This is a genomic window from Paenibacillus urinalis (assembly GCF_028747985.1).
Lineage (GTDB): Bacteria > Bacillota > Bacilli > Paenibacillales > Paenibacillaceae > Paenibacillus > Paenibacillus urinalis.
In genome coordinates this window covers 1-20972 of record NZ_CP118110.1, presented here as the reverse complement: position 1 = coordinate 20972, position 20972 = coordinate 1, and the positions used below count along the sequence as shown (strand labels likewise).

General features: G+C 39.0%; 19 protein-coding genes. All 19 read left to right on the top strand.

Annotated elements, in window-relative coordinates:
• The first annotated feature begins 3 nt into the window (after window positions 1-3).
• Window positions 4-684, top strand: a complete 681-nt coding sequence (locus PUW25_RS26565) for a hypothetical protein (RefSeq protein WP_205054993.1) — start codon at window positions 4-6, stop codon at window positions 682-684.
• Window positions 685-686: 2 nt separating this feature from the next.
• Entirely contained in the window at window positions 687-1529 is an 843-nt protein-coding gene (locus PUW25_RS26560) for a hypothetical protein (RefSeq protein WP_205054992.1), read from the top strand.
• On the top strand, window positions 1529-3430 hold the full coding sequence (locus tag PUW25_RS26555; protein WP_205054991.1) for an ATPase, T2SS/T4P/T4SS family: 1902 nt from the start codon (window positions 1529-1531) through the stop codon (window positions 3428-3430). The genes PUW25_RS26560 and PUW25_RS26555 overlap by 1 nt, the downstream gene beginning before the upstream one ends.
• Window positions 3431-3683: 253 nt before the next feature.
• Window positions 3684-5465, top strand: coding sequence for a hypothetical protein (locus PUW25_RS26550; RefSeq protein ID WP_205054990.1), 1782 nt, complete (start codon window positions 3684-3686; stop codon window positions 5463-5465).
• An 18-nt stretch (window positions 5466-5483) separates the two neighbouring features.
• On the top strand, window positions 5484-5942 hold the full coding sequence (locus tag PUW25_RS26545; protein ID WP_090727246.1) for an ABC transporter permease: 459 nt from the start codon (window positions 5484-5486) through the stop codon (window positions 5940-5942).
• Window positions 5943-6015: 73 nt separating this feature from the next.
• On the top strand, window positions 6016-6396 hold the full coding sequence (locus PUW25_RS26540) for a hypothetical protein (RefSeq protein ID WP_205054989.1): 381 nt from the start codon (window positions 6016-6018) through the stop codon (window positions 6394-6396).
• A gap of 11 nt (window positions 6397-6407) precedes the next feature.
• Window positions 6408-6959 (top strand): hypothetical protein, encoded by a 552-nt coding sequence (locus PUW25_RS26535; protein ID WP_249436141.1) that lies wholly within the window; start codon window positions 6408-6410, stop codon window positions 6957-6959.
• The gene (locus PUW25_RS26530) at window positions 6946-7938 is read left to right on the top strand and encodes a hypothetical protein (protein WP_205054987.1); all 993 of its coding nucleotides are present in this window, start codon (window positions 6946-6948) and stop codon (window positions 7936-7938) included. The genes PUW25_RS26535 and PUW25_RS26530 overlap by 14 nt, the downstream gene beginning before the upstream one ends.
• Before the next feature lie 204 nt (window positions 7939-8142).
• On the top strand, window positions 8143-9090 hold the full coding sequence (locus tag PUW25_RS26525) for a copper amine oxidase N-terminal domain-containing protein (RefSeq protein WP_205054986.1): 948 nt from the start codon (window positions 8143-8145) through the stop codon (window positions 9088-9090).
• Between the two features lie 17 nt (window positions 9091-9107).
• Window positions 9108-9638, top strand: coding sequence for a hypothetical protein (locus PUW25_RS26520; protein WP_274336771.1), 531 nt, complete (start codon window positions 9108-9110; stop codon window positions 9636-9638).
• Window positions 9601-12432, top strand: coding sequence for a DUF5704 domain-containing protein (locus PUW25_RS26515; protein ID WP_274336772.1), 2832 nt, complete (start codon window positions 9601-9603; stop codon window positions 12430-12432). Before PUW25_RS26520 ends, PUW25_RS26515 begins: the two co-directional genes overlap by 38 nt.
• A 70-nt stretch (window positions 12433-12502) precedes the next feature.
• The gene (locus PUW25_RS26510) at window positions 12503-13618 is read left to right on the top strand and encodes a GGDEF domain-containing protein (RefSeq protein WP_205054984.1); all 1116 of its coding nucleotides are present in this window, start codon (window positions 12503-12505) and stop codon (window positions 13616-13618) included.
• Window positions 13618-14283 (top strand): HD-GYP domain-containing protein, encoded by a 666-nt coding sequence (locus PUW25_RS26505; protein WP_205054983.1) that lies wholly within the window; start codon window positions 13618-13620, stop codon window positions 14281-14283. Before PUW25_RS26510 ends, PUW25_RS26505 begins: the two co-directional genes overlap by 1 nt.
• Before the next feature lie 171 nt (window positions 14284-14454).
• Window positions 14455-14727, top strand: a complete 273-nt coding sequence (locus PUW25_RS26500) for a DUF1294 domain-containing protein (protein WP_205054982.1) — start codon at window positions 14455-14457, stop codon at window positions 14725-14727.
• 24 nt (window positions 14728-14751) lie between these two features.
• Window positions 14752-15402 carry a nuclease-related domain-containing protein gene (locus PUW25_RS26495; RefSeq protein WP_205054981.1) on the top strand — a complete coding sequence of 217 codons (651 nt, stop codon included), beginning with the start codon at window positions 14752-14754 and terminating at the stop codon, window positions 15400-15402.
• Window positions 15403-15449: 47 nt separating this feature from the next.
• On the top strand, window positions 15450-16568 hold the full coding sequence (locus PUW25_RS26490; protein WP_205054980.1) for a COG1470 family protein: 1119 nt from the start codon (window positions 15450-15452) through the stop codon (window positions 16566-16568).
• 82 nt (window positions 16569-16650) lie between these two features.
• Window positions 16651-17220, top strand: a complete 570-nt coding sequence (locus PUW25_RS26485) for a WxL domain-containing protein (RefSeq protein WP_211750217.1) — start codon at window positions 16651-16653, stop codon at window positions 17218-17220.
• 15 nt (window positions 17221-17235) lie between these two features.
• Complete coding sequence (locus PUW25_RS26480; RefSeq protein ID WP_205054978.1) at window positions 17236-20382, top strand: RCC1 domain-containing protein; 3147 nt, start codon at window positions 17236-17238, stop codon at window positions 20380-20382.
• Between the two features lie 301 nt (window positions 20383-20683).
• The gene (locus PUW25_RS26475) at window positions 20684-20890 is read left to right on the top strand and encodes a hypothetical protein (RefSeq protein ID WP_205054977.1); all 207 of its coding nucleotides are present in this window, start codon (window positions 20684-20686) and stop codon (window positions 20888-20890) included.
• Window positions 20891-20972 lie beyond the last annotated feature (82 nt).

Genomic DNA, 20972 nt, shown 5'->3' with positions numbered 1-20972 from the left:
GTTATGAAGCATATTCTCTTTGTAGGAAATTACGATAAAACTGATCTGTTGTTTTACATTGCCAAGCTAGTATCACAAGTGAAGAGAGTTTTGATAGCTGACTGCACATTAACTAGTAGATATATGCATGCCTATCCGAAAGTGGAGATGAATACTACTCTTCAGGAGTATGATCACTTTGATGTTGCTGAAGGATTAAAAAGCTACAGTGATTTGGAAGTGCATCTAAAAAAAGGTGAGTACGATATCGTACTAATAGATGCAGAAAATGAAGAGGCCCTGAGAAATTGGCCGTTAGCCGACATGTACTACTTGGTCTCTTCATTTGAGAATCCGGTTATGCAGAGTAATGCAAAGCTCCTTCAATCATACTTCCAAGAAAAGATGATTTCTGAGCTCTACCCTTTTACTAAAGTATTATTTGAGGTCAATGGTACTCATAACGAGTCCTATCTTAATGATCTCTTAGAAAGACACCCTATCCATTGGGAGGATACTTTGACTTACTATCCGGACGAGCGTGACTTAACAAGAAAAACCAATAATCAATTCTCCAGTACGGTAAAACTTAAGGGGATTTCAGGACCATACAAAGATGTGATCAGGTCAATCGTATCACGAATTCTTGAGCAGAGCCCAAAAGAAACTTTAAATCTATGGAAGCAAACTGAAAGGAGAGGTTAAGGATGGGGCAAATTGTATTTTGGGGATACCAGCATGGCTTAGGAGTTACAAGTAATACCGCTGCGATAGCAGCACTGGTTGGAATGGAATATCAGATCCGAACTCTTTGTTCGCAGCCTCAATGGTCCGACGTCACCTTAGAACAGGCTTTCCGAAAGGCTTTGCAACAATCTAATCCAGAATTTTTTGATTTCACAGGAATTGGTATTGATGCTTTAGAGCGAGCTGTCCGTTCAGGCAAGTTACAAAATGATTCCATCAGGAACAACTCGTTATTCATTGAAAGGGATCGCCTTGATTTCTTGAAGAATAGTGGAAAACCTAACCAAACACAATTTGAAGAATCGACGGATGTATTGAAAATTATATATGAGAAGGCAAGCACTTATTATGATGCCATGCTGCTAGATCTTCATAGTGGAACGAATAGCGAAGTAGGAAAAGCCATGCTTCAGAGTTCGGATCTAATAGTTGTATGTGTTAACCAGAACATAAATGTTTTAGAAAAGTACTTTGAAAGTAAAACCTACTGGCCTGAGGAACTGCATAACAAGCCTCACGTTTTGATGGTTGGTCAGTATGACGTTGAATCAAAATACAAAATTAAAAACATAGCCAATAAATACCGTTACAAAGGTCCAATTCTCTCAATTCCTTACAATACTAATTTCAGAGATCACTACAATGATGGAGATATAAAGGGATTCTTCATGAAAAATCGATACATCACAAGAAATCATGATAATTATTACTTCATGCAGGAAGTACGTAGAGCAGCGGAATTCATTCTTACGGAAGTAGGAGTCAACACAAAGATTAAAAGTATTGAGAAAGGAGTGTCTTAATGGGGACGACTTTAAACTATCTGATTATCGTCCTCATTTTGATCGGTCTTATATTGTTTTTGACTTTAAAATTACGACGCAAACCCGTCCAGCAAGTATCTAAAAAAGATGAAATGGACAGGAAACGATATGAAATCGATCAGATACTCGGCTTTGTAAAAAGGACGATAAGTGATTTTATCAATACGAATTTACTGGATTTAGGTTTATCTGATGAAGAGTATGAACGACGAAAAGCAATAGTAGTGGAACTGGAAAAAGCCCTTAAAAACGCGAATACCGGTGATATTCAAGAGAAAGTATATCTCAAGCAATACATATACGATCTACTTGAACGGAAGTATGGGATCAATGAAGAGAATATTAACTGGATCATCCCATTTAATGATCCCAAAAAATTAAGTGATCAAGATAAGTTTGATATCCTTCTTCATTTATATAAAAAGAAGTTCGGATTTAAGGGACTGGAGCAGCTGATAAGTCAGTATCAACTCGATGAATTAAAATCAGAAATTGAAGACGGAACGACAGAATCTTACATTATCACAAGTGAAGAAATCAATAAGGTCTTTAAGACAGAACTTGCGAACACTAAACTGGATTTCCAGGATAGATTGAGTGTTGTGGTTCAGAGAGTGTACTCACAGTACAAAGGATATGGTGTTATTGATGACATCCTTAACATGAGAGTTGATGGCGTTTCTGGTGGGGTTTCCGGTGTGCCTAGCTCAATGCAGCTGCTTGATGATGAAGTGGATTTGATGAACTCTATGAAAAAAATTAAACACCACGGATACGAAAGTGTATGGATTTTCTATAAAGGAAAATCAATTCATTTATCTTTTCTCAGTTTTAATTCTGAGTTGGAGCTAAAGAGAATCGTCAACAACATCTATAAATATGACAATCCGAGTCAAATGACAGAACAGACAGGTTTCAAAGTAAATGAGTTGAAAGATGGTTCGCGGGTTGTTGTAGTCCGACCGCCTTTTTCAGAAAGCTGGGCATTCTGGGTTCGAAAATTTGACCTTCCAAACATGTCTTTAGAAAATCTGATATCAGATGAAACAGCAGAAAATGCAGAGCTCCCTAGAGAGTTGATGAAGTTTCTAATGAAAGGTGCTCGCATTACTGCTATTACTGGACCACAAGGTTCTGGTAAAACGTCTCTTATGATGGCAGCAGTCAAGTATATCCCAGCAGTATATAACTTACGCATTCAAGAAATGGCTTTTGAACTTAACCTGCGGAAACTGTATCCACAGCGGAATACAATCGCATTTCGTGAAACGGACTATATAACTGGTCAACAAGGCCTTGATTTGCAGAAGAAAACAGATGGAACCGTCAATCTATTAGGAGAAGTCGCTACTGATGAGGTGGCTGCATGGATGATTAAGATGGGACAAGTCGCAAGTTTATTTACGGTTTTTACTCACCATGCCAAAACTTTTAGAGACCTTATGTGGTCATTGCGAAATTCATTAATTAACACTCAAGCAGCTACGGATCAAAAAACTGCTGAAGAGCAGGTGGCTAAAGTCATTGAGTTGGATGTCCATGTTGAAAGAAGCAACACTGGTCACCGTTATATTGAACGTATAACTGAATGTATTTATCAAGAGCATGATGACTCAGAACTTCTAGAGATCAAGTCCGGAGATACTCTCGAGTCCAAGATGGATGCACTTATAGCAATTAAAAAAGAGGAACTCCTGCGGAAAACAGGACGCGTATGGAAAGATCGTAACATTGTAGAGTACCTGGACGGTAAATATGTAGCTGGTGAGCCTCTATCCAAGGAAAAAGTACAGCAAATGCTTGCGATTATGCCTCCTAAGGATGCAAGTGATTTCAAAGCCTTCCTAAACAAACATTGGGGGCATGTAAGTTATGATTAACATCCAAATATTGTTGATTATTTGTTTGATAGCTTTAGTCTTATCAAGCGTTTACCACTATGTCTCAGTTCGAAAAAATAAGACATCGACATTTGGGTCTAAGAAGGAGAGCAATAAGAGACTTCTCGTGTTCTATCAGAAGTCTTACGTTGAGTTATCGAAATTACCTGTTCTAGGTAAACTCATCAGACAGGTTCGGTTTCGTCTCGCAACCATTAATCCTTATGACGAGCTTACACTGAGAAGAGAGACAATGCGGATTACACTGAAGGTTCTTGCCATTTCCTTTCTTGTAATTGCGCTTATGGCTATCTTCAGTAAAAACCTTGTAATGGTCCTCTTTTCAATCATGGGTGTTATCGTTCTTAATACTTTACTCATTAATGTTTTTGTCAAGCGTGTTGAAGATCGGCTCCTTGTACAGTTAGTAAATTATCTTGAAGAAGTTCGTCATGACTATCAAGAATTGAAATTGGTTGATGAAGCGATTTACCAAGGGGCACAACGTTCCCCTCATGATATGAAACTTCAGGCGGAGCGTATTCATGAGATACTCACTGCAAAAGATCCTAAGAAAGACCTTGAAGCTTTCTATACAGTAGTTCCTAATAGGTACTTAAAAATGTTCGCTGGTGTCTCATTTTTAGTAATGGAGTACGGTGACCGTTTGGTTTCTAAGGGATCTATGTTTCTTAATGCTCTAAGCAAGCTGGTTCGAGAGATCAGGGATGATGTCCTAAGAAGAAGACGTCTAAGTTATAAGCTTAGTAACTTGTCTTTGTTCGCATTATTACCGATTCTCCTCACTTTTCCGATTGAAACCTGGGCAACAACTTACTTCCCGATTATGAATCAATTTTACTCCGGAAATATTGGCTATATTTTGCGGATAATCATTTATTCAGCGTGCATTATTTTCTATTTGCTTGTCCGCAAGATTAGTGAGATTGAGGAATCAAGATACATGACGACCACATCTAGACGAAATTGGGAGAAGCATGTATATGAATGGCCTGGTGTAAGTTGGATTATTGACCGTGTTGTACCTTCTAAAAGAACAAGAAAACATTATGAAGTAACGCTTTTATTAAAAGAATCAAACTCACCACTTACGATTGAGTGGTTCTATATACAACGAATAGTTGTGAGTTTGACCTGCTTTATCGGGGTCATCGTGCTTTCCTTTTTTCTTCATTGGAATACAAGTCATCAAATTTATACCAATCTAACAACAGAGGCATCACACTTGATGGGCTACATGACGGATGAAGAAAAATTAAGAGGAAAAGAACTTACAGACTTTGATAATGCACTAATTCGTGACTTGAAAGGGGCTGATACTCTTACCAGGGAAGCAGTTTTAGAAAGGGTAATATTAATGCCAGATGCTCCATCAGAAAGCGCTGCTTTAAATAATACCGTGACCAGGATCATTGAGAAAATAGAAGTTCTCAACAATCAGTACTTTAGGTGGTGGGAGCTGCTCATTGCTATCGGTGGTGCCTGTATCGGATTCTTCATTCCACTATGGTTGACTCAATTCCAGAGAAAGATGAGAATCATGGAAATTCAAAATGAAGTAGATCAATTCCATGTGGTGATTTCTATTCTTAGTCAATTTGAACGAATGAATGTGCAGTCAATCCTCGAATGGATGGAGAGATATAGCATAATATTTAAGCCCACACTACGGAAGTGCATCGCTAACTTTGACAGTGGTCCAGAAAGGGCACTTGAAGAACTTAAAGATGATGCACCGTTTATCTCATTTGTGAGAATCGTTAATCGACTGCAGCTGGCACTTGAAAAGATACCACTTATTGAGGCTTTTGATGATTTGGAAATGGAGCAAGAGTTTCATAGGGAACAAAAGATTGATCGCATGAATCGACTCATTAGTAAAAAAGTTGTGTGGGGAAGAATTTGTGGTTGGGCACCTGCATATCTGCTGATCTTTTTATACCTATTGTTTCCTATGATTTATGTATCCATTGGACAAATGGATCAGACGATGCAACAAATAATGAATATTTAGCCGAAGGGAAGAGAGAAAATGGAAGAATCAACAAATACCGGATTGCGATTATCCGGAGGTATAATGCTGACAATCGCACTAATTACATTGGTAGTTTTACTTTTCGGTGTCTTCCAAGCAGGAGCGAAAACTGGCCAAGAAAAAATGACAGGAATTCAACAAACATTATCACAATCGGAGTACAACAACTACGATAATTCGTCCATGACTGGTAGCCAAGTATTGAATGCTGTGCGTCAGTATATGAACCAAGATCAATTTGGATTAACAGTAGTTACAGGTAAAGGTGGAAGTATGACTTACGGAAATGCATTTAATGCTGCTGGTGAAATCGTAGGAGATACAAAAAATATTAGTATTACCACTGCACAAGATCAAACAAGCAGCAACTATATCAACCCATCCGGAAAGTTCTACTCTAAAGTTGTTTACGATAAGAACAATGTCGTACGCGGAATCATTTTTACTCAAGGATGATTAAAAGATATTACATGGGATTCCTAGGCTCTTGAAGGGAATCCCTCCCATAAAATTAAGGGAGATCTTGTTCATGAATGAGAATACCGAAACTTCCATTTCTTTAGCAACTGCAATATTAATCTTTATATCTGCAGCATCTTTTGCACTCTGGGGACTAGTTTCGCAAGAACAAAGTACAAACAATTTGCCTCAGGTCCGAGCCAATGAAGATCATCGCGTATTCAGTACAATTCAAGAGGTTGGCGAGGAATTATATTCTGGAGCACAAGTCATTTACAGTATCTTTCGAATTCAAGAAATCAACGCAGACATTGAAGTTGAAGACATACTTTTTACTAAAAATTTGACTATTGATAATACCGATGTTTCTCACATCGATCCCAATAAATCATATAGCGTTGTGTATGAGAGAAATACTAAAGGCGAATTAACAAAGATCATTTTTAACTAGGGGATGAATTGATGGACATATTTTCTAAACTTGTAGCTGGATTTATTGCTCTGATATTAATGATGTTGTATCCATTGTATCAGTCCACGGTACGTCATGATAACCAGATTCAAACTGTAGTCCATCAGACAGTTACCGAATTTGTAGACGCAGTAAGAACGAAAGGATATATCTCACCTGAGATGTATCTGCAGTTTAATAAGAAACTTGGGGAGACAGGGAATGTGTACGACGTAACGTTAGAGCACATGCACAAAAAGTATAATCCTGTCTATTCAGACCCAGCAAATCCAGCAACATTCCAAAACTCTTTTGATACATATTATGAAGGTCATTATACCGAAGAAATCATGAAGGTTCTTTTTCCAGAAACTAATATTCCTGCAGACAACGATTCAAGAAAATATAAGCTCGCACTAAATGATTTTATTACCGTTTCTGTCAAAAATAAAAATCGAACGATGTCAACTATAATGCAAGATTTTATATTGGTAGGTAACAGCGGGGATGTGCCAAAGATCTATATGAATTATGGAGGGATGGTACTCAATGAGGATTACTAACCTGGCCATCGTCTTTGTCCTTTTCTTTTTCCCTTTCTACTATGTTTTGGATCTGCGTACAAATGACCTTATGCTCGTAGCGCAGCTAGAAGACAAATATGATGCAGCTCTTAAGACAGCAGCGCAAGATGCTGGATTTATGCTAAACATCAATGAAATGCAAGAATACGAAGCTGGTTATCAGTCTTCAAAATACTTTAAAGCAAACAAAGAACAGGCAATCGATACTTTTTTTAAAACACTATATTTGAATTTTGAAGTACAGAATGATCCAGTTGGACAAAGTACCCTTGCTTCCTACATACCAGCTGTAGTCGTGCTAGATTATGATGGGTACTGGTTGTATACCCTTAGCGAGTACAAAAATGCTGATGGAACAACTGAAATGAAACATATGTGGCGTCCTAAAAAACCATATGCTTACACAGATTCACAGGGCAACAGTTTGAATTTTACTCTGGATAGTTACGTTTATGCATTTGACGCTTCTGACCGAAAATGGATAGAGGGGTACCAATGGGAATTACAAAACAAAACAGATATTCAGATCCTGAACAGTACGGTTCAGTTTGAAGAAGCAAGAAAAAGTTGGATTGTCAGCAATGTTCAAAAAGACCTAGCTTATTTCATCAATAAACACAATGAAGTTATGACCCGTAGTGGTATCAGCTACACTTTTACACTTCCTACAATATCCCAAGAGGATTGGGTCAATACCGTGGATGATATCGGAATTATGGCCTTTATCCAGGGGATTCCAATAGGTGATCAATTTTACAACAATTATGCGTTTGGAGGAGGGAGGTTGGTTAAAGCGCCGGTAATTTATGCAGCAGTGGATCCTTCAACCGGATTGAAATATTACTACAGAGAATCTTGTAGCTTTCGATATCGAATAGAACAAGCGTTTTCGAGTGAAAAAGAAGCTGCAATGAAAGGATATTTCCCGAAGGTGTGTACAAATCAAAACAATAAATAATAATAAAAAGTCTGTATTGTGTTGTGTTATAACACAATATTTAATACAATAATAATGAAGACATTTCTTGAAGGGAAGTGAGCATTTGAAATTTATTATATCTTTGTCTCCATTGATAGCTCATCGCTAACAATTGTTTCCTCATACCCTTTATAGGCTCATTAAGGACAAGAAATTAAATAATTTAGATAAGGAGTAAAAGATATGAAAAAGACAGTTTTAACTATCATGACGGGTGTGCTAGCGTTTGGAATGTTAGGATTCACTTCCGGGTCCGCTTTAGCTAGTTCTCAACAAGTAGAAGTTCTTCTTAACACCAACAAAATGAGTTTTCCAGATGCAAAACCATTTCAAGATGCTCAAGGCAGCGTGATGGTGCCGATCCGTTTCGTTTCGGAATCACTCGGAGCTAAAGTTAGCTATTCCAAAACAGGAAAGGTTCAAACTGTAGGTATTACAAGTAAGGATCACACGGTGAAGATGACAGTTGGCCGAACGACAGCTTTAGTCAACGGAAAGAAAAAGGACTATGGTACAAAAATCATCCTGAAGCAGAACCGGACGTTTGTTCCGATTCGTCTCGTAAGTGAAGGACTCGGTCAAAAAGTAGAATGGGACAAAATCAGCCGCTGGGTCTGGATCGGGGAGAAAGATTTCCGAAGCACAGACGATAAGGAATTCAAGCTTACGAAATTGAGCGAGTTCAAGGCGTATACGAAAACAAAGAGTGCATTTACAAACTTGAATGATAAAGCATATTCAGGAGTAAAGATCATTAAGGAAAGTGACCTTCCAATTCAGTTGGGAAATAGTCAAGTAGTCTACAGTTTAAATATTGTTAAGAACCAAGTAACAGGAGATGATTTGGTTCAGATTAGAAGCAGTCAAAGAGGAAATCCAGTTTCATTCCTTGTTAAGAACGATTATGCGAAAGGTCGTCAAGTTTTAGATGCGGCTTTTATTAATAACGGTGATAAAACGGCCATGAATCATTATCCTGTGGTAAGTCGGTCAGATAAGTTCCAAACTGGAAAATACATTGAAAGCTATGAGGGTTGGAGAAACTTCAAAATTAATCAGGCGGATTATATTTTGCTGGAAGATGGCGACTTAGAGAATTATGCAGTTGTCATTGTTAATCCATTCAAGTAAGGAGCACAACGAGCCGAATGAAAAAGATGATGAGCTCCTTACTCAGTGCGGTACTTATTCTATCTTCTATTCTCGTCGTGTTTACACTTCATCCAGGGAAGGCCGAGGCAGCAGTTTTTCCAATTAGCTCAAATCGCCTTCTTCAGGACGAGGACAATCCGAATCTATACTACTTCGTAGGGATGGTATATTACGAGGTTTGGAAAAACAATTCGGGGCAATGGACTGGCGGCGGCCATAAACCAGGAGATACAGTCGCAGTTGTAGATGGTGGAACATATGAATTTACGTTTGGTTCGAGCCGTAAGATTAAAGACATTAGAATTAAACCTTTTGATTTTAACTGGGAGCTTGCAGATGAGACATTTGAAACTTCGAGAACGGGAGAATTGGCTGTAAATCGCAAACAATACTATCAAGATGCCACTTCAACAAGGAATTACAATAATTATAGAAACACGCCTGTTGTAGGCAAAGGAACAAATGTCGGGCAGGAAGGAAGTTTTCGTGTTGAATGGGACTTTGGAAGCTGTAAAGCAGGTCGATAGGAGGCTTGAAGAAGAAACTGAAAACGGCCAAGTTTTCGGAGAGAATGTAGAAGGTTGGCGTTATTTCTTTCCTACACTGTTCACGATTGAACTTGAACCAGAAGAAGGAAAAGCCATCGTCCAACACTGGACGACGACGGGGCAAAGACTAAATAACATAGATGGATTTCAGGATCGGGAAGAGAAGCTTGAGAAAAACGTAGACTATAGATTCACCCACACACCAGGCACCGAGGAATATACATACGTTGGCCATAAAAAAAGTACGGTTGCACCTCCAAGCGGTGGAGAAATTACGCCCGGAGATCCGAGTGGCTTTAAGTATGATGCTACCTTCCCTATTTACTATGTGAACTTTTACTATAAGAAAGAGGGGAATCCACCGCCGCCTGATCCGGAAATTCCTGAAGCTAGTTGTACAGCACCAACTCCTGGAACTACTATTGATGGACGATACATGGATCCAGTCGTAACAGCTAAAATCTTGGCTGATCAACGAGGCAGTGAACAATTTGACGTGTTACAAGGTATTCCAACATCAGAGAGCTTATATGGAAATATCCTGGCTCGAAACTACCTTGCTCAACATTCTTTCGTCCAGATGTCTGGGGTATGTACTTTTACAGTTAATGTAGAAAAGACTTGGACATTGCACTGGGATCCTGGTCAACCAGGTCCACCTGGACCGAATGGAGAACCAACAACAATTCCGGATCCTCAACAGACTCCTGAAACGGTAGTGCAACAGTATACAGTTGAACGGCCTTATTCATATTGGGTGATTGATAACTTAGAAGTATACAAAATTGATGAAGGGCAGCTCAAAAATTACGCATTACCAGGTGATCAGATAAGCATCACCCCACAGGGGTATAAGCCACCAGAATTTACAGTGGATCAAACGGGCGCCTTCTATCCGCCATCACCGCCAAATCCAATTATTGCACCGCCAGGATCTTTCGGTGGAAGCTCTTATTCGAGTCCACCATCACCACCAAGTGAAAACTTGCAGAGCGTTGCTGAAGAAGGTGTTAAGAAGGTAGAAGTGACGAATGACTCGCTTGTATTTAACGGAGCTACTATCATGAGTGGCAGCCGTGTTGATGAAAGCGGACCAACGCCGAGTACAATTCCTGAGCCGCCTCAAATTAATGAAAACGTGTTGTATAAGCCTGGGAACATTATCAGTAGTAGTAAGACTAACCGAGCAAATACAACAAGTTCTGGGACAATTTACTATGGTCTCATGGAAGGTAATATTAACGGTGGTAGTAATAAGAATTTCCCGATATACGGGATAAATACCGTAACCGTTCATACGCCCGTTGTGAACTACTCCTCGGTAACGGATGACCGCGAACATAATCAGAAGACGAACCCGAACTATAATCGTGCTGCATTCATATTGGATCGACCATTTACAGTTCGGATACCGACGAATGGACAACATACGAATTATCCAGGTTACGGTAATCGTGATTACGCAAAGTATTTCAGAACCAAACAAGTCCAGTTTCCATTCGATGTTTATAACAGTAGCCGAACACAATTTTATCCAAAGAATACCTGGATTGATATTCCTGTAAATCAGCTTGATACAGAGTTCTTCCTTCCAGTATGGGTTGATGAAGGTGATTATCAGGTGTATTTCAGGAACATAGCTGAGAACGCTCCTCCAGAGTTACCATATCAGTATGATGCAAATCTTGACTTAGTGAACCACGTAGCTGTCGATGAAGTTTCCATCGAAGTGATTGGCCGGCTGTACGATTTTCAAGTAACTGATATAGCTGATTACAATTGGGAGTCCGTTTTCCGTACGCAAATAGGTAGTACACTACCTACAGGTTTATCATATTGGGTTGGAATGAACGGCATAGATGGTGCTCCTCGTGGAAACTCCGAGCAATATACTTTGCCAATTCTTCCTGGTAGTCATCCTGCAGAGGGTTATAAAAATGTAGCTGTGAAAACCGGTTATCACTTCAAATTCGACTTTAAAACTAAAGGAAATATGTTCGGCAAAGAAGATGGAATACGAATTACTCCGACGTTCCACTTTGTATCAAAAGATGGTCAGTATCGCTTTCCAGTAGATCTTTATTACAAAACCAATGAGAGTAATTTTGTGAAGATTGGATCAGAAGAAGATAAGGTACAGCGCTATGTCATTATGAATGATCGACTTCGGAATGTGCCTACAGAAGAAATGATCGATACGGCCAGTTTTAAGTTCGATAATTACTATACAACGGGGCAACTCGGATCGATGACGAAGCAGGAGTACACGGAACAGTTTATAAGTAAAGATACCAAGCAAAAAACTCCAGTTGGTGGCTATAATCTCCTGCTGCTTCCAGAGCAACTACGTACCTTTATAGGTCCTAAAACAAACTTGCCAGCTTCTGTGAATGTCCAACGTGCGAATGCAGCTGTTCAGAATTGGTATGGGGAATACAGTTTACCTGCAGAGCCTTATGTGGTAGAAGTTGGGACAGATATTGCTGAGTATGGACGTACACACGGAGGGCTCGATGATAATTCTCCAATTTTCTTTAAGAATGGCTATATCATCGTGAACTTTGATATCGAAACCATTCGTAACGGTGATCTAAACAAACCACATTTGCAATACATCAATGCGCCGTTAATGAATCAATGGCAATTAGAAGGATCTCAGCGAATTAAGTTTGACTCCTTTGGTAACAGATTTACTTTACAGGATGGAGACGTTGTATTCTATCATGCCGATTTATCAAGTCGAGATGACTTTAGTCCGCAGGTTCCATTCTAACATTTCAAAAATGGTTATACAGGGAAGGGTAGCCCCCTTCCCTAAAACTCTTTCATTTAGGAGGGATTAAGTGTCACTCTCACAATCAGTTATAATGCTTCCGCTTTTGTATATAATGTGGAATCTAACTAGAAGAATGCCTAAACGTAAGAACTCAAGTACCAATATTCAATTGACCATTATTGTAGTTGTAACTAGTGTGTATCATATTTTATCCCTTTTTGGTGCATTTGATGACCAGACATTGAGAGCACAAATCTTAGGTGACGTACTATTCATTTGTACCTTGTTTAGCTTTTACCAGTTATCTAACACGGTACTGCGATGGGAGCGGTCGGTGGTTTATCTAGGATGTGGGTCAATTGGACTAACTGGTCTACTGATTCCGTTTCCTGCGATTCAGCCTATGTTATCAATTGTGTTAGCGACAGCTGCATGGTATTACCTAGCTGCAGCTATGCATAACAAAGCAAAGTCTTCAATTATCTTATTTATACTCTCTAAGATAGTCGTAATCCTTGGTTTGTTTATAGGAAATAGTCCACCTTTAGAGATAATTATCATTCTTCTATATATTTCTTCTTACACAGTAATCATTTCGTATATCGTCGATTACTTGATTCAATTAATTCGTGATACATATGAATCATCTATACAGGATCCCTTAACCGGACTATACAATCGTAAACAGTTCACGACATTTGTCACTAGAAGCGTAGACAAAAAAGTTGATGCACATTTAATTTTTCTAGATATTGATAATTTCAAACTGTTAAATGATACGTTCGGACATAAAAAAGGTGATGTTGTTTTAAAGAAAGTTTCATCAATCCTTATTGAGGAATTAGAAGGAGTAGGTGTTGGAGGAAGATACGGGGGAGAAGAATTCGTCGCTTTAATTATAGAGTCGAATCTGAATATTTCCGAGCTAACAGAAACCATCCGTTCTAGGGTGGAAAATGAGGCATCGTTTGATACGAAAGAGGGGATCTACTCAATCACTGTAAGTATAGGGTTTAGTACATTTGTTGAAGGTCTATCTGCAGACGAATTAATCAAACGAGCTGATGACGCTATGTATGTTGCAAAAAAGACAGGGAAAAACAGAGTAGTCGAATACGGAGATCATGAAGCCTTGGCATCAAGAGATGTCAGTGAAATTAATCCAAAAGTAGGTGTAAGTTAATGGTTAACGTAGTGAACCCATCGCCTAAGATGAATGAACAGGCTTTAAAGAGCTACTTGATGATCATTGATGCACTTTTCTACTGTATAAAATTGAGAGATGAACAAACCGCTAACCATTCTGTCTTGATGGCTCATTATTCATATAAACTCGCTCAGATCCATGACCCTAAACAATCAATGCTATACTATGCCGGTTCTTTAATTCATGATTTAGGGAAGATCGCCATGGGGGACGATATTTTAAAAGGAAACGGAGTCCTTTCGACCAAGGATAAGGCATGTTTATCTGAACACGTACAAAAGGGAATTAAGCTAATAGAAAGCTTTGAACTCCCATCAGTGATTAATAATATAGTTGAGTACCACCATGAACGCTTTGATGGAAGTGGATACTTAAAAGGATTAAAGGGTAAACAGATCCCCTTAAGTGGACGGATAGCTGCTATAAGCGATACATTTTCCACGATCATTGGAGGCAGGCCATACCAATCTCCATTAAGTGCTGTTAGTGCAATTAAAATAATGGAGGAAGAATCTTTTCTTTTTGATGCTGCCATCCTCCGATCTCTCATCGAACTAGTAGAACAGGAAACCGAGTATAATCAATCTGTTTCTACAGTAAAAATTCCCTGGAGTCAACTTTCCATAAATCCTAAGAATTAAATAGTACTTTTCAGAAGAAAATAATTGATACTAGTATATATGTATATTAGTATATTAACTAACATACATACAATTAAAAGGGGTGAAGTATCAGCTTTGATCGAGAGTAATATTATTTGTCTTGTAATTTAGATTAATTAGATTTCTTTAAAATTTTTAAGGGGAAAAAGCATGCTAATATTCGGCTATTTTGCACTTATTAACACTGCTGGCTTGTTCATCATGTGGTACGACAAGAGTCAGGCAATTATAAGAGCACGGAGAGTTCCAGAAAAGCGATTATTCGCAATCGCGGCCTTGGGTGGGGCAACAGGCGTATGGATGGGGATGTACCTTTTTAGACATAAAACAAAGCACCTTCTTTTTAAGTTAGGTATCCCGTTACTTATTATCATGAATCTCATATTACTCTTAATACTTTCAACGAAAGTCATATTTAACTAAATACAAAATATGTAGGTGGATTAATTGGAGTTACAAAATTTAATAACAACCATTTTAATTGTATTGTCCCTAGCAATTGTATGTTTCTTGCTATTCAAAACTTTAAGGGAGAATAAATTTCGACATGAAATAAAATCCACAGGAAAAAAACCAGTAAATACTCTTAGTCATGATAGCCCTAACCAGATATACAAAAATATTGAGCTGTTTCATGAGGATATTAAAGTGAAGATCGAGGAAATTCGTGTCCAAGATCAAGGTGTTTTTATCATCGTCAGAAAGAATCGTTCAGGCCGCATTGTGGGATCTGAGGAAGATAAGGTTTGGTGTCAGTACAAGCAGACAGGAAATAACACCACGGAACCCAAGACGCTTAGAAATCCTATGGCAATGACCAGAATACATACTTTTGTGCTTGCCAAGAACCTTGAAAGCATCGGTTTGCCAATGTGGGTACAAGGGATCGTTGTATTTACTCATCCCCAAGTTGAATTAGAGGTAAGTTTAAAAAGAAATTCAAATACAGCTGTGCTAACCACTGAGGAACTGGATAGTTTCATTCGCGATTATCAACCTAGAAACACTATTAATATTGAACAATTAGATAAAGTAACAAATTGGCTCAACATGCTAACTACAAAAGAAGATGAGACGCTGTTAAATACAGGTAGTTAGGGGCTTACTCCATCAAAAGGTAGCAGAAGAGTAGAGGAGATGACGAAGTGAAAAAATCTAGCTGGATGTTAGGAATCTTATGCTTTTTTTTCTTTATGGTTATAGGAAATACTCATGTCGAAGCACAAGAGGATGTTAAGTTCCTTTTGTCTCCAGTTAAAGAGATAGAACAATCTACGGGTTTTTACAGAGATACTGTAAGTGGAGGAGAATCAAAGACCTATGATTTCTATCTACAGAACTTAAAAGAAGAACCGTTAGAAGTCTGGGTTTATCCAGCAGATGCTAAACCAGGTGTTAATGGCGGCAAATTGTTCTCAGGTAAAGATGAGGAATTAGCATCAGTTGGTTCGTGGATACAACCTGCAGAACCCTTTAAAGTATCTCTAAAAGCGAAAGAGAAGAAGAAGTTAAGTTTCAAAGTGAATGTTCCAAAGAATATCGTCCCTGGACAGCATGTAGGAGTAGTGGCCGCAGAGGAGTCTTTAGATAATTCTGAAAGGAGAACACCTGAGGTGAATTCGACTCATGCTGTCATGTTGATTGAGAAGGCTCAAAGAATAGGAGTACAGATCGTTCTTGAAAATCAAGTTGAACAGTCTAAGCACGAAATGAGCATCGACAATTTCAAACATGAGTACATAGCTAACGGTTTTTCTCAATTTACTGTAAAGCTTACTAACAAAGGTACTATTTTAGAAAGGCCTCACGGTGTCCTCCAAGTAAGAGACTCTAAGGGTAATGGTATTTTTAGTGAAAGTTTTAATAATCAACCGTCAGAAAAGTCTATCTATGCGGGTACGACAGCAGATATGGTCTATACGGTACAAGATAAAGTTTTGCTTCCTGGAGAATACTCCGCAATTTTTGAAGCTAATTATAGCGATGACAAAGTAAGTAGAACATTTAACTTTACGATAACCGAAGCGGAAGCACAGAAGTCTCAAGACGCATTGAACTATGCAGGAATATTACAAAAAACAGATATCTGGGATTGGGTAAAAAATAATCTGGCCTTAGTAATTGTAATAGGGATCTTAATTCTTGTATTTATTATTGGTTTCTTCCTCTTGCTTTTCCTCCTGCTTAAGAAGAAAAAGAAAGAAAGAGATGAGAAGTCTCTTAAATCTAAGCTTGCCTCACATCAGTTTAAGGGGACTCACTAGAAAAAACTGACCTGAAAGGAGGTGAGCAAGGTGTAAGTTTAGGATCTATTAGAACTAATACATCTGAAGGAGTGAACAGGAGATGAAGAAAGTCTTGGCAAGTATGCTAGTAATGGTAATAGCTTTCCCTCTAGCAGCTTCTGCACAAGAAATTGAGAAAGAGATTGCAGTCACAGGCGGAAGTCTGCAGTTCGCCCAAACCCGTCTAAGCTTTAACGACATTACTCTCTCATCAAGGGATAATCTAAAATCACAAGCGGATTCGTTCCTTAGAGCAATTGATGATAGAGGCAATGGGGCTGGCTGGGCATATAGTGTCGCAGCTACAGATTTTGTAACTACTATGGACGGCCAGGAATTTAAGCTTCCTGCTAGTATCGTACAATTTACTACCACTCTGAAAAATACCATTTCCGGTGTACCGATTGATTTTACGCAAGGTGGAGAGCTTGCACAGAACAAAGTACTCTCCTCAGTTCCTAGCACCATCGTTTCCGCAGATGTAGGTAAAGGTCAAGGAGCGTATGATTTTGAGGTGAATTACATTCTGAGCTTGCCAAAGACTATGACAAATAGTGAAGGTGCAGAAATCGGGGTTATCGCTGGAACATATAAGTCTGTATTTACATATACAGCGACTTCAGGTATTTAAGGGGTGGTGAGTGACTTGGAAATTAATCAGAAAAAGAATAAGATCCGGATTGGATGGAAGAGGAGTCTTATCGGAACGTTGGTGGTTGCACTATTGGTTGGTACCTACTCGTTTGCAGAACTGGAACCTAAAGCTCAGGCTGCGGAATACTCAAAGATTCTTAGTGTAGAGCCCTACGTTTCAGATTACTCTAGCAGGCCTACTGTGGGTTATGAATTTAAGCTAGATGATGGTAAAAGTCTTCACCTAAATATGAATTCACCGTATGAAGTTACTGGGTTTGATAGTGGCATGAAGAAAGTGAGAAGTTATACCGGAGGTAATAGTGTTTATATTACACAATCCGGAGAACTCTACCAAGGAACCCCAGCAGTTAAAATGCTGGATGGAGTGAAGGATTTCGAGGTTATTAACCAGGCTGGAAAATGGAGTAAATTTTTGAGCTACTTTGCTGTGATGGAAGACACGACAGTTATGGCCTGGGGTAGAGGAACAGAGGGGCAGTTGGGTATTGGTAGTAAAGTAGACAAAACTGTGCCTACAGAAGTTGTTGATCCAGTTACTGGCGACCCTTTACAAGGAGTGCAGAAGATCTATAGCTTAGCAGTAGATAGTGTTTTGCTCGTTACGAATAATAAAGTCTATCTTGTAGGTGCAGGATTTAATCAAAACTCTCGTACCAATGCAAAACCCGTAGACATAACCGATCGCTTCCCTGCTTTCACTGACGCTTCTGAGTTTGAGATGAAAGCTGTAGAAGGCTTCAATTATATTCATGATTATAACAACCCTGGTACAACAACCAGTCTTGAAGCATCTAGACGTGTGTTTACAGTGAAAGGTCAGTCTTTCTCACTGACTAATTTCTTGGCATATGATTCTAGAGAAAGCTTATATGGTGTGGGCGAATCAAAATACAGTAACACACTGTATCCTTTCCCAGCAGATGTGAAAGTAGAGAACCTTAGAAAGATGGCGTCTGCGGGGGAGAAGACTAACTCAACTAGTAAGAACATCTCAACCGGGTACCTTAATCTTGATAATGGTAACCTTGAATACTGGGGTACTCCTATCAATAGTTGGAATGCTTCAGAAGCCAGTTTCTCTTCAACAAGAACACAAATAGCTACAGGAGTATCAAAGGTGTGGGGAACTCGCGCTGGTACCGTAATATTCGCGAAGCCTAACGGTTATTTGTACGGTTGGGGCACTAACAGTGATGGAATGTTTGGTACAAAGGATCGGAACATTACTTCTCCTGTTCGTCTAACTGGTCCTGGCAATGAAATTGAAAATATTAAAGACTTTGCAATACAAGGAAATGGAACAAATGGAATGCTGACAATTCCACGTATGTTCGCCTTGAAGGATGACAACACAGTTCTCAAGTGGGAAGGTGACGGTGTTATAACCGTCCTACCAAAAAAGTATCTTTCGCTCTTTAGTTTGAGACCTGAAATATCCATGCAGACTCATGTGTATGCTATAGACGAAGATGGTATCTTAGGCTTTTTTGACCAATGGGGTAACTGGCAAGTGGTGAGTAATGCTCCGGTGGTTTACCCAGCCGATTATGTTGTACCAGAAACTGCTCCTGATAAACCTATACTATCGATTGCTTCGCAAGACAAGTTTGATCAGTCCGTAGTGTCAATCAATTTTGGTACTACAGGAGATATTGCAACAAAACAATATCAAATCAATGGTGGGGGATGGCTGGATTACAATGGTGAGATCGTCATTACTGACTCTGGTAATGTAACCATCGAAGCAAGATCTGCAGACAGTAACGGCAATATCAGCGAAGTTGGAGAGCTCACAATCACGAGTAATCCAATCGTAATCACAGAAGGTCATCCTACGGTGGAAAAACTCTCGAAGGATGAATTCAAAGTACGTGCTTCGGCTACAGGAAGTACCAAAGTACAGGTGAAGGTAGATGGTGGAGATTGGCAAGAATTCAATGTAGATAACAACCTGTTACTGCAACCGGGAGATCATACGGTTGAAGTAAGAATGTTGAATTCAAGAGATGAAGTATTGATTAGTAAATCGTTTAATCTCACAGCAGAAAGCCCAAGTGAACCTGTAATAGTTAACAAACCGGTAGTCGTACAGAAAGGATTAAACACTCAGTATGGATTAGATCTTGAGGTTCAGTTTGATCCAACGGAAGGAGACGCTTACTATTCTGTAGGGGGTGGTGAGTGGAATAAAACCACAGGCGTTATTACAGTATCTAATGACGTACACACTGTAAGAGCAAAAGTGGTGGCTACTGATGGAATAGAAAGTGAGATCGTAAGTTTTGTTACTACAAAGGTAGACCCTAAAGTTATGGTAGAAGATGGACAACTTACCGTTGATCCAGGTATCTCTTCTCCGGATCTTGAGGTATATTACAAAGACGGCCAAGATGAAATGTGGACTGAGTATGCAGGTCCGGTAGCTTATGCCCCTGGTACGTATCAAATTTATGTGGAAATACGAGAAGTGAATTCAGGTAATGTGGTTTACTCTGGAGGCCCATTTACCATCGTAGTTCCCGGTGAAGGGACTGACCCGAATCCTGATCCAACACCGAATCCTGGGGGACCACTGGAAACCATTACTACCGAAGATGTAGACTTCACGGTTCATGGTGGGGGATTAAACTCTCGATTTGAAGGAGCAGATCTTTCAACCATTATCATCGATAGCACGAGACCTTACCAACAGATTAATTCTGTGAGTAGGGCACTTATCGAGGATTACAGAGGTAATGCGAAGGGATGGCAGTACAGTCTCGATGTAAAGGATTTTGTCTCCGATCCAATAACAGATAACTCATTAAATACAATGGATTTAGTAGTGAGTATTCCAGCTAGCTCACTATCTGTAGATGTTAAAGGCAGTAATACGTTGTCAGGACCTGAAGCCCAGCTGTCCAATGTTGGAAAGAAAATATTTACAGGAACTCAATCCGAAGTTTTGGCATCAGCCAAGGAATTTGAAGGCATGGGATATTATGAAATACCTCTAGACTTCACCCTTAGTATACCGGATAAAGTAAATATTGAATCGTCAGGAACTGGAAGTAAGTATGTACCAGGAGAGGAAACAGGTTTGATGGCTGGTACTTATCGATCTGTATTCACCTTTACATTAACTTCAGGAATTTAGTTGAATTTAGAAGAGGGTGTTTATCGCCCTCTTCTAAATAAAATCGGATAACAAGAATGTCCTGTAAGATAAGGCAAAAAATCCAGTATACTTATACTGTAAAGGGGAATGAAATTATTGATACATTCGAAAATGTGAATCCTGATGAAATAAACGAATCACTCGGTTTAACAAAAAGTATTGAACGTGATTCTACAAGTGTAAATAAAAATGATTCCATTGATAGTATCGACAAGAATGTCAATGGAATCGTGACGGAGTATTTTAGGTTGGTACATCTAGCCCAAGTGGGGAAAAGACGATGAGTATTATTGTGAATTGTCCTGATTGTGGTCGGAGAATGTCATGGCAGCCACCTCCAATTAGAGAGTTTTGGTGTGAACCGTGTGATTATTTGATGGATTGGGATGATGTTAAAGAAAGAGGTAATTATCATGAAGTGGCTTTAGTAGAAAAGGATGGACAATTATATGAAGTGCCTTTAGTGAAAAAGGATGAAGAATTTTAATTTGCCTTTTGGAGTTCAGATGGCTTGCCCTTTGCTTATACCATGTTTTGAATTTCAAAAAGTTTGTACCTTTCCCTTTAAA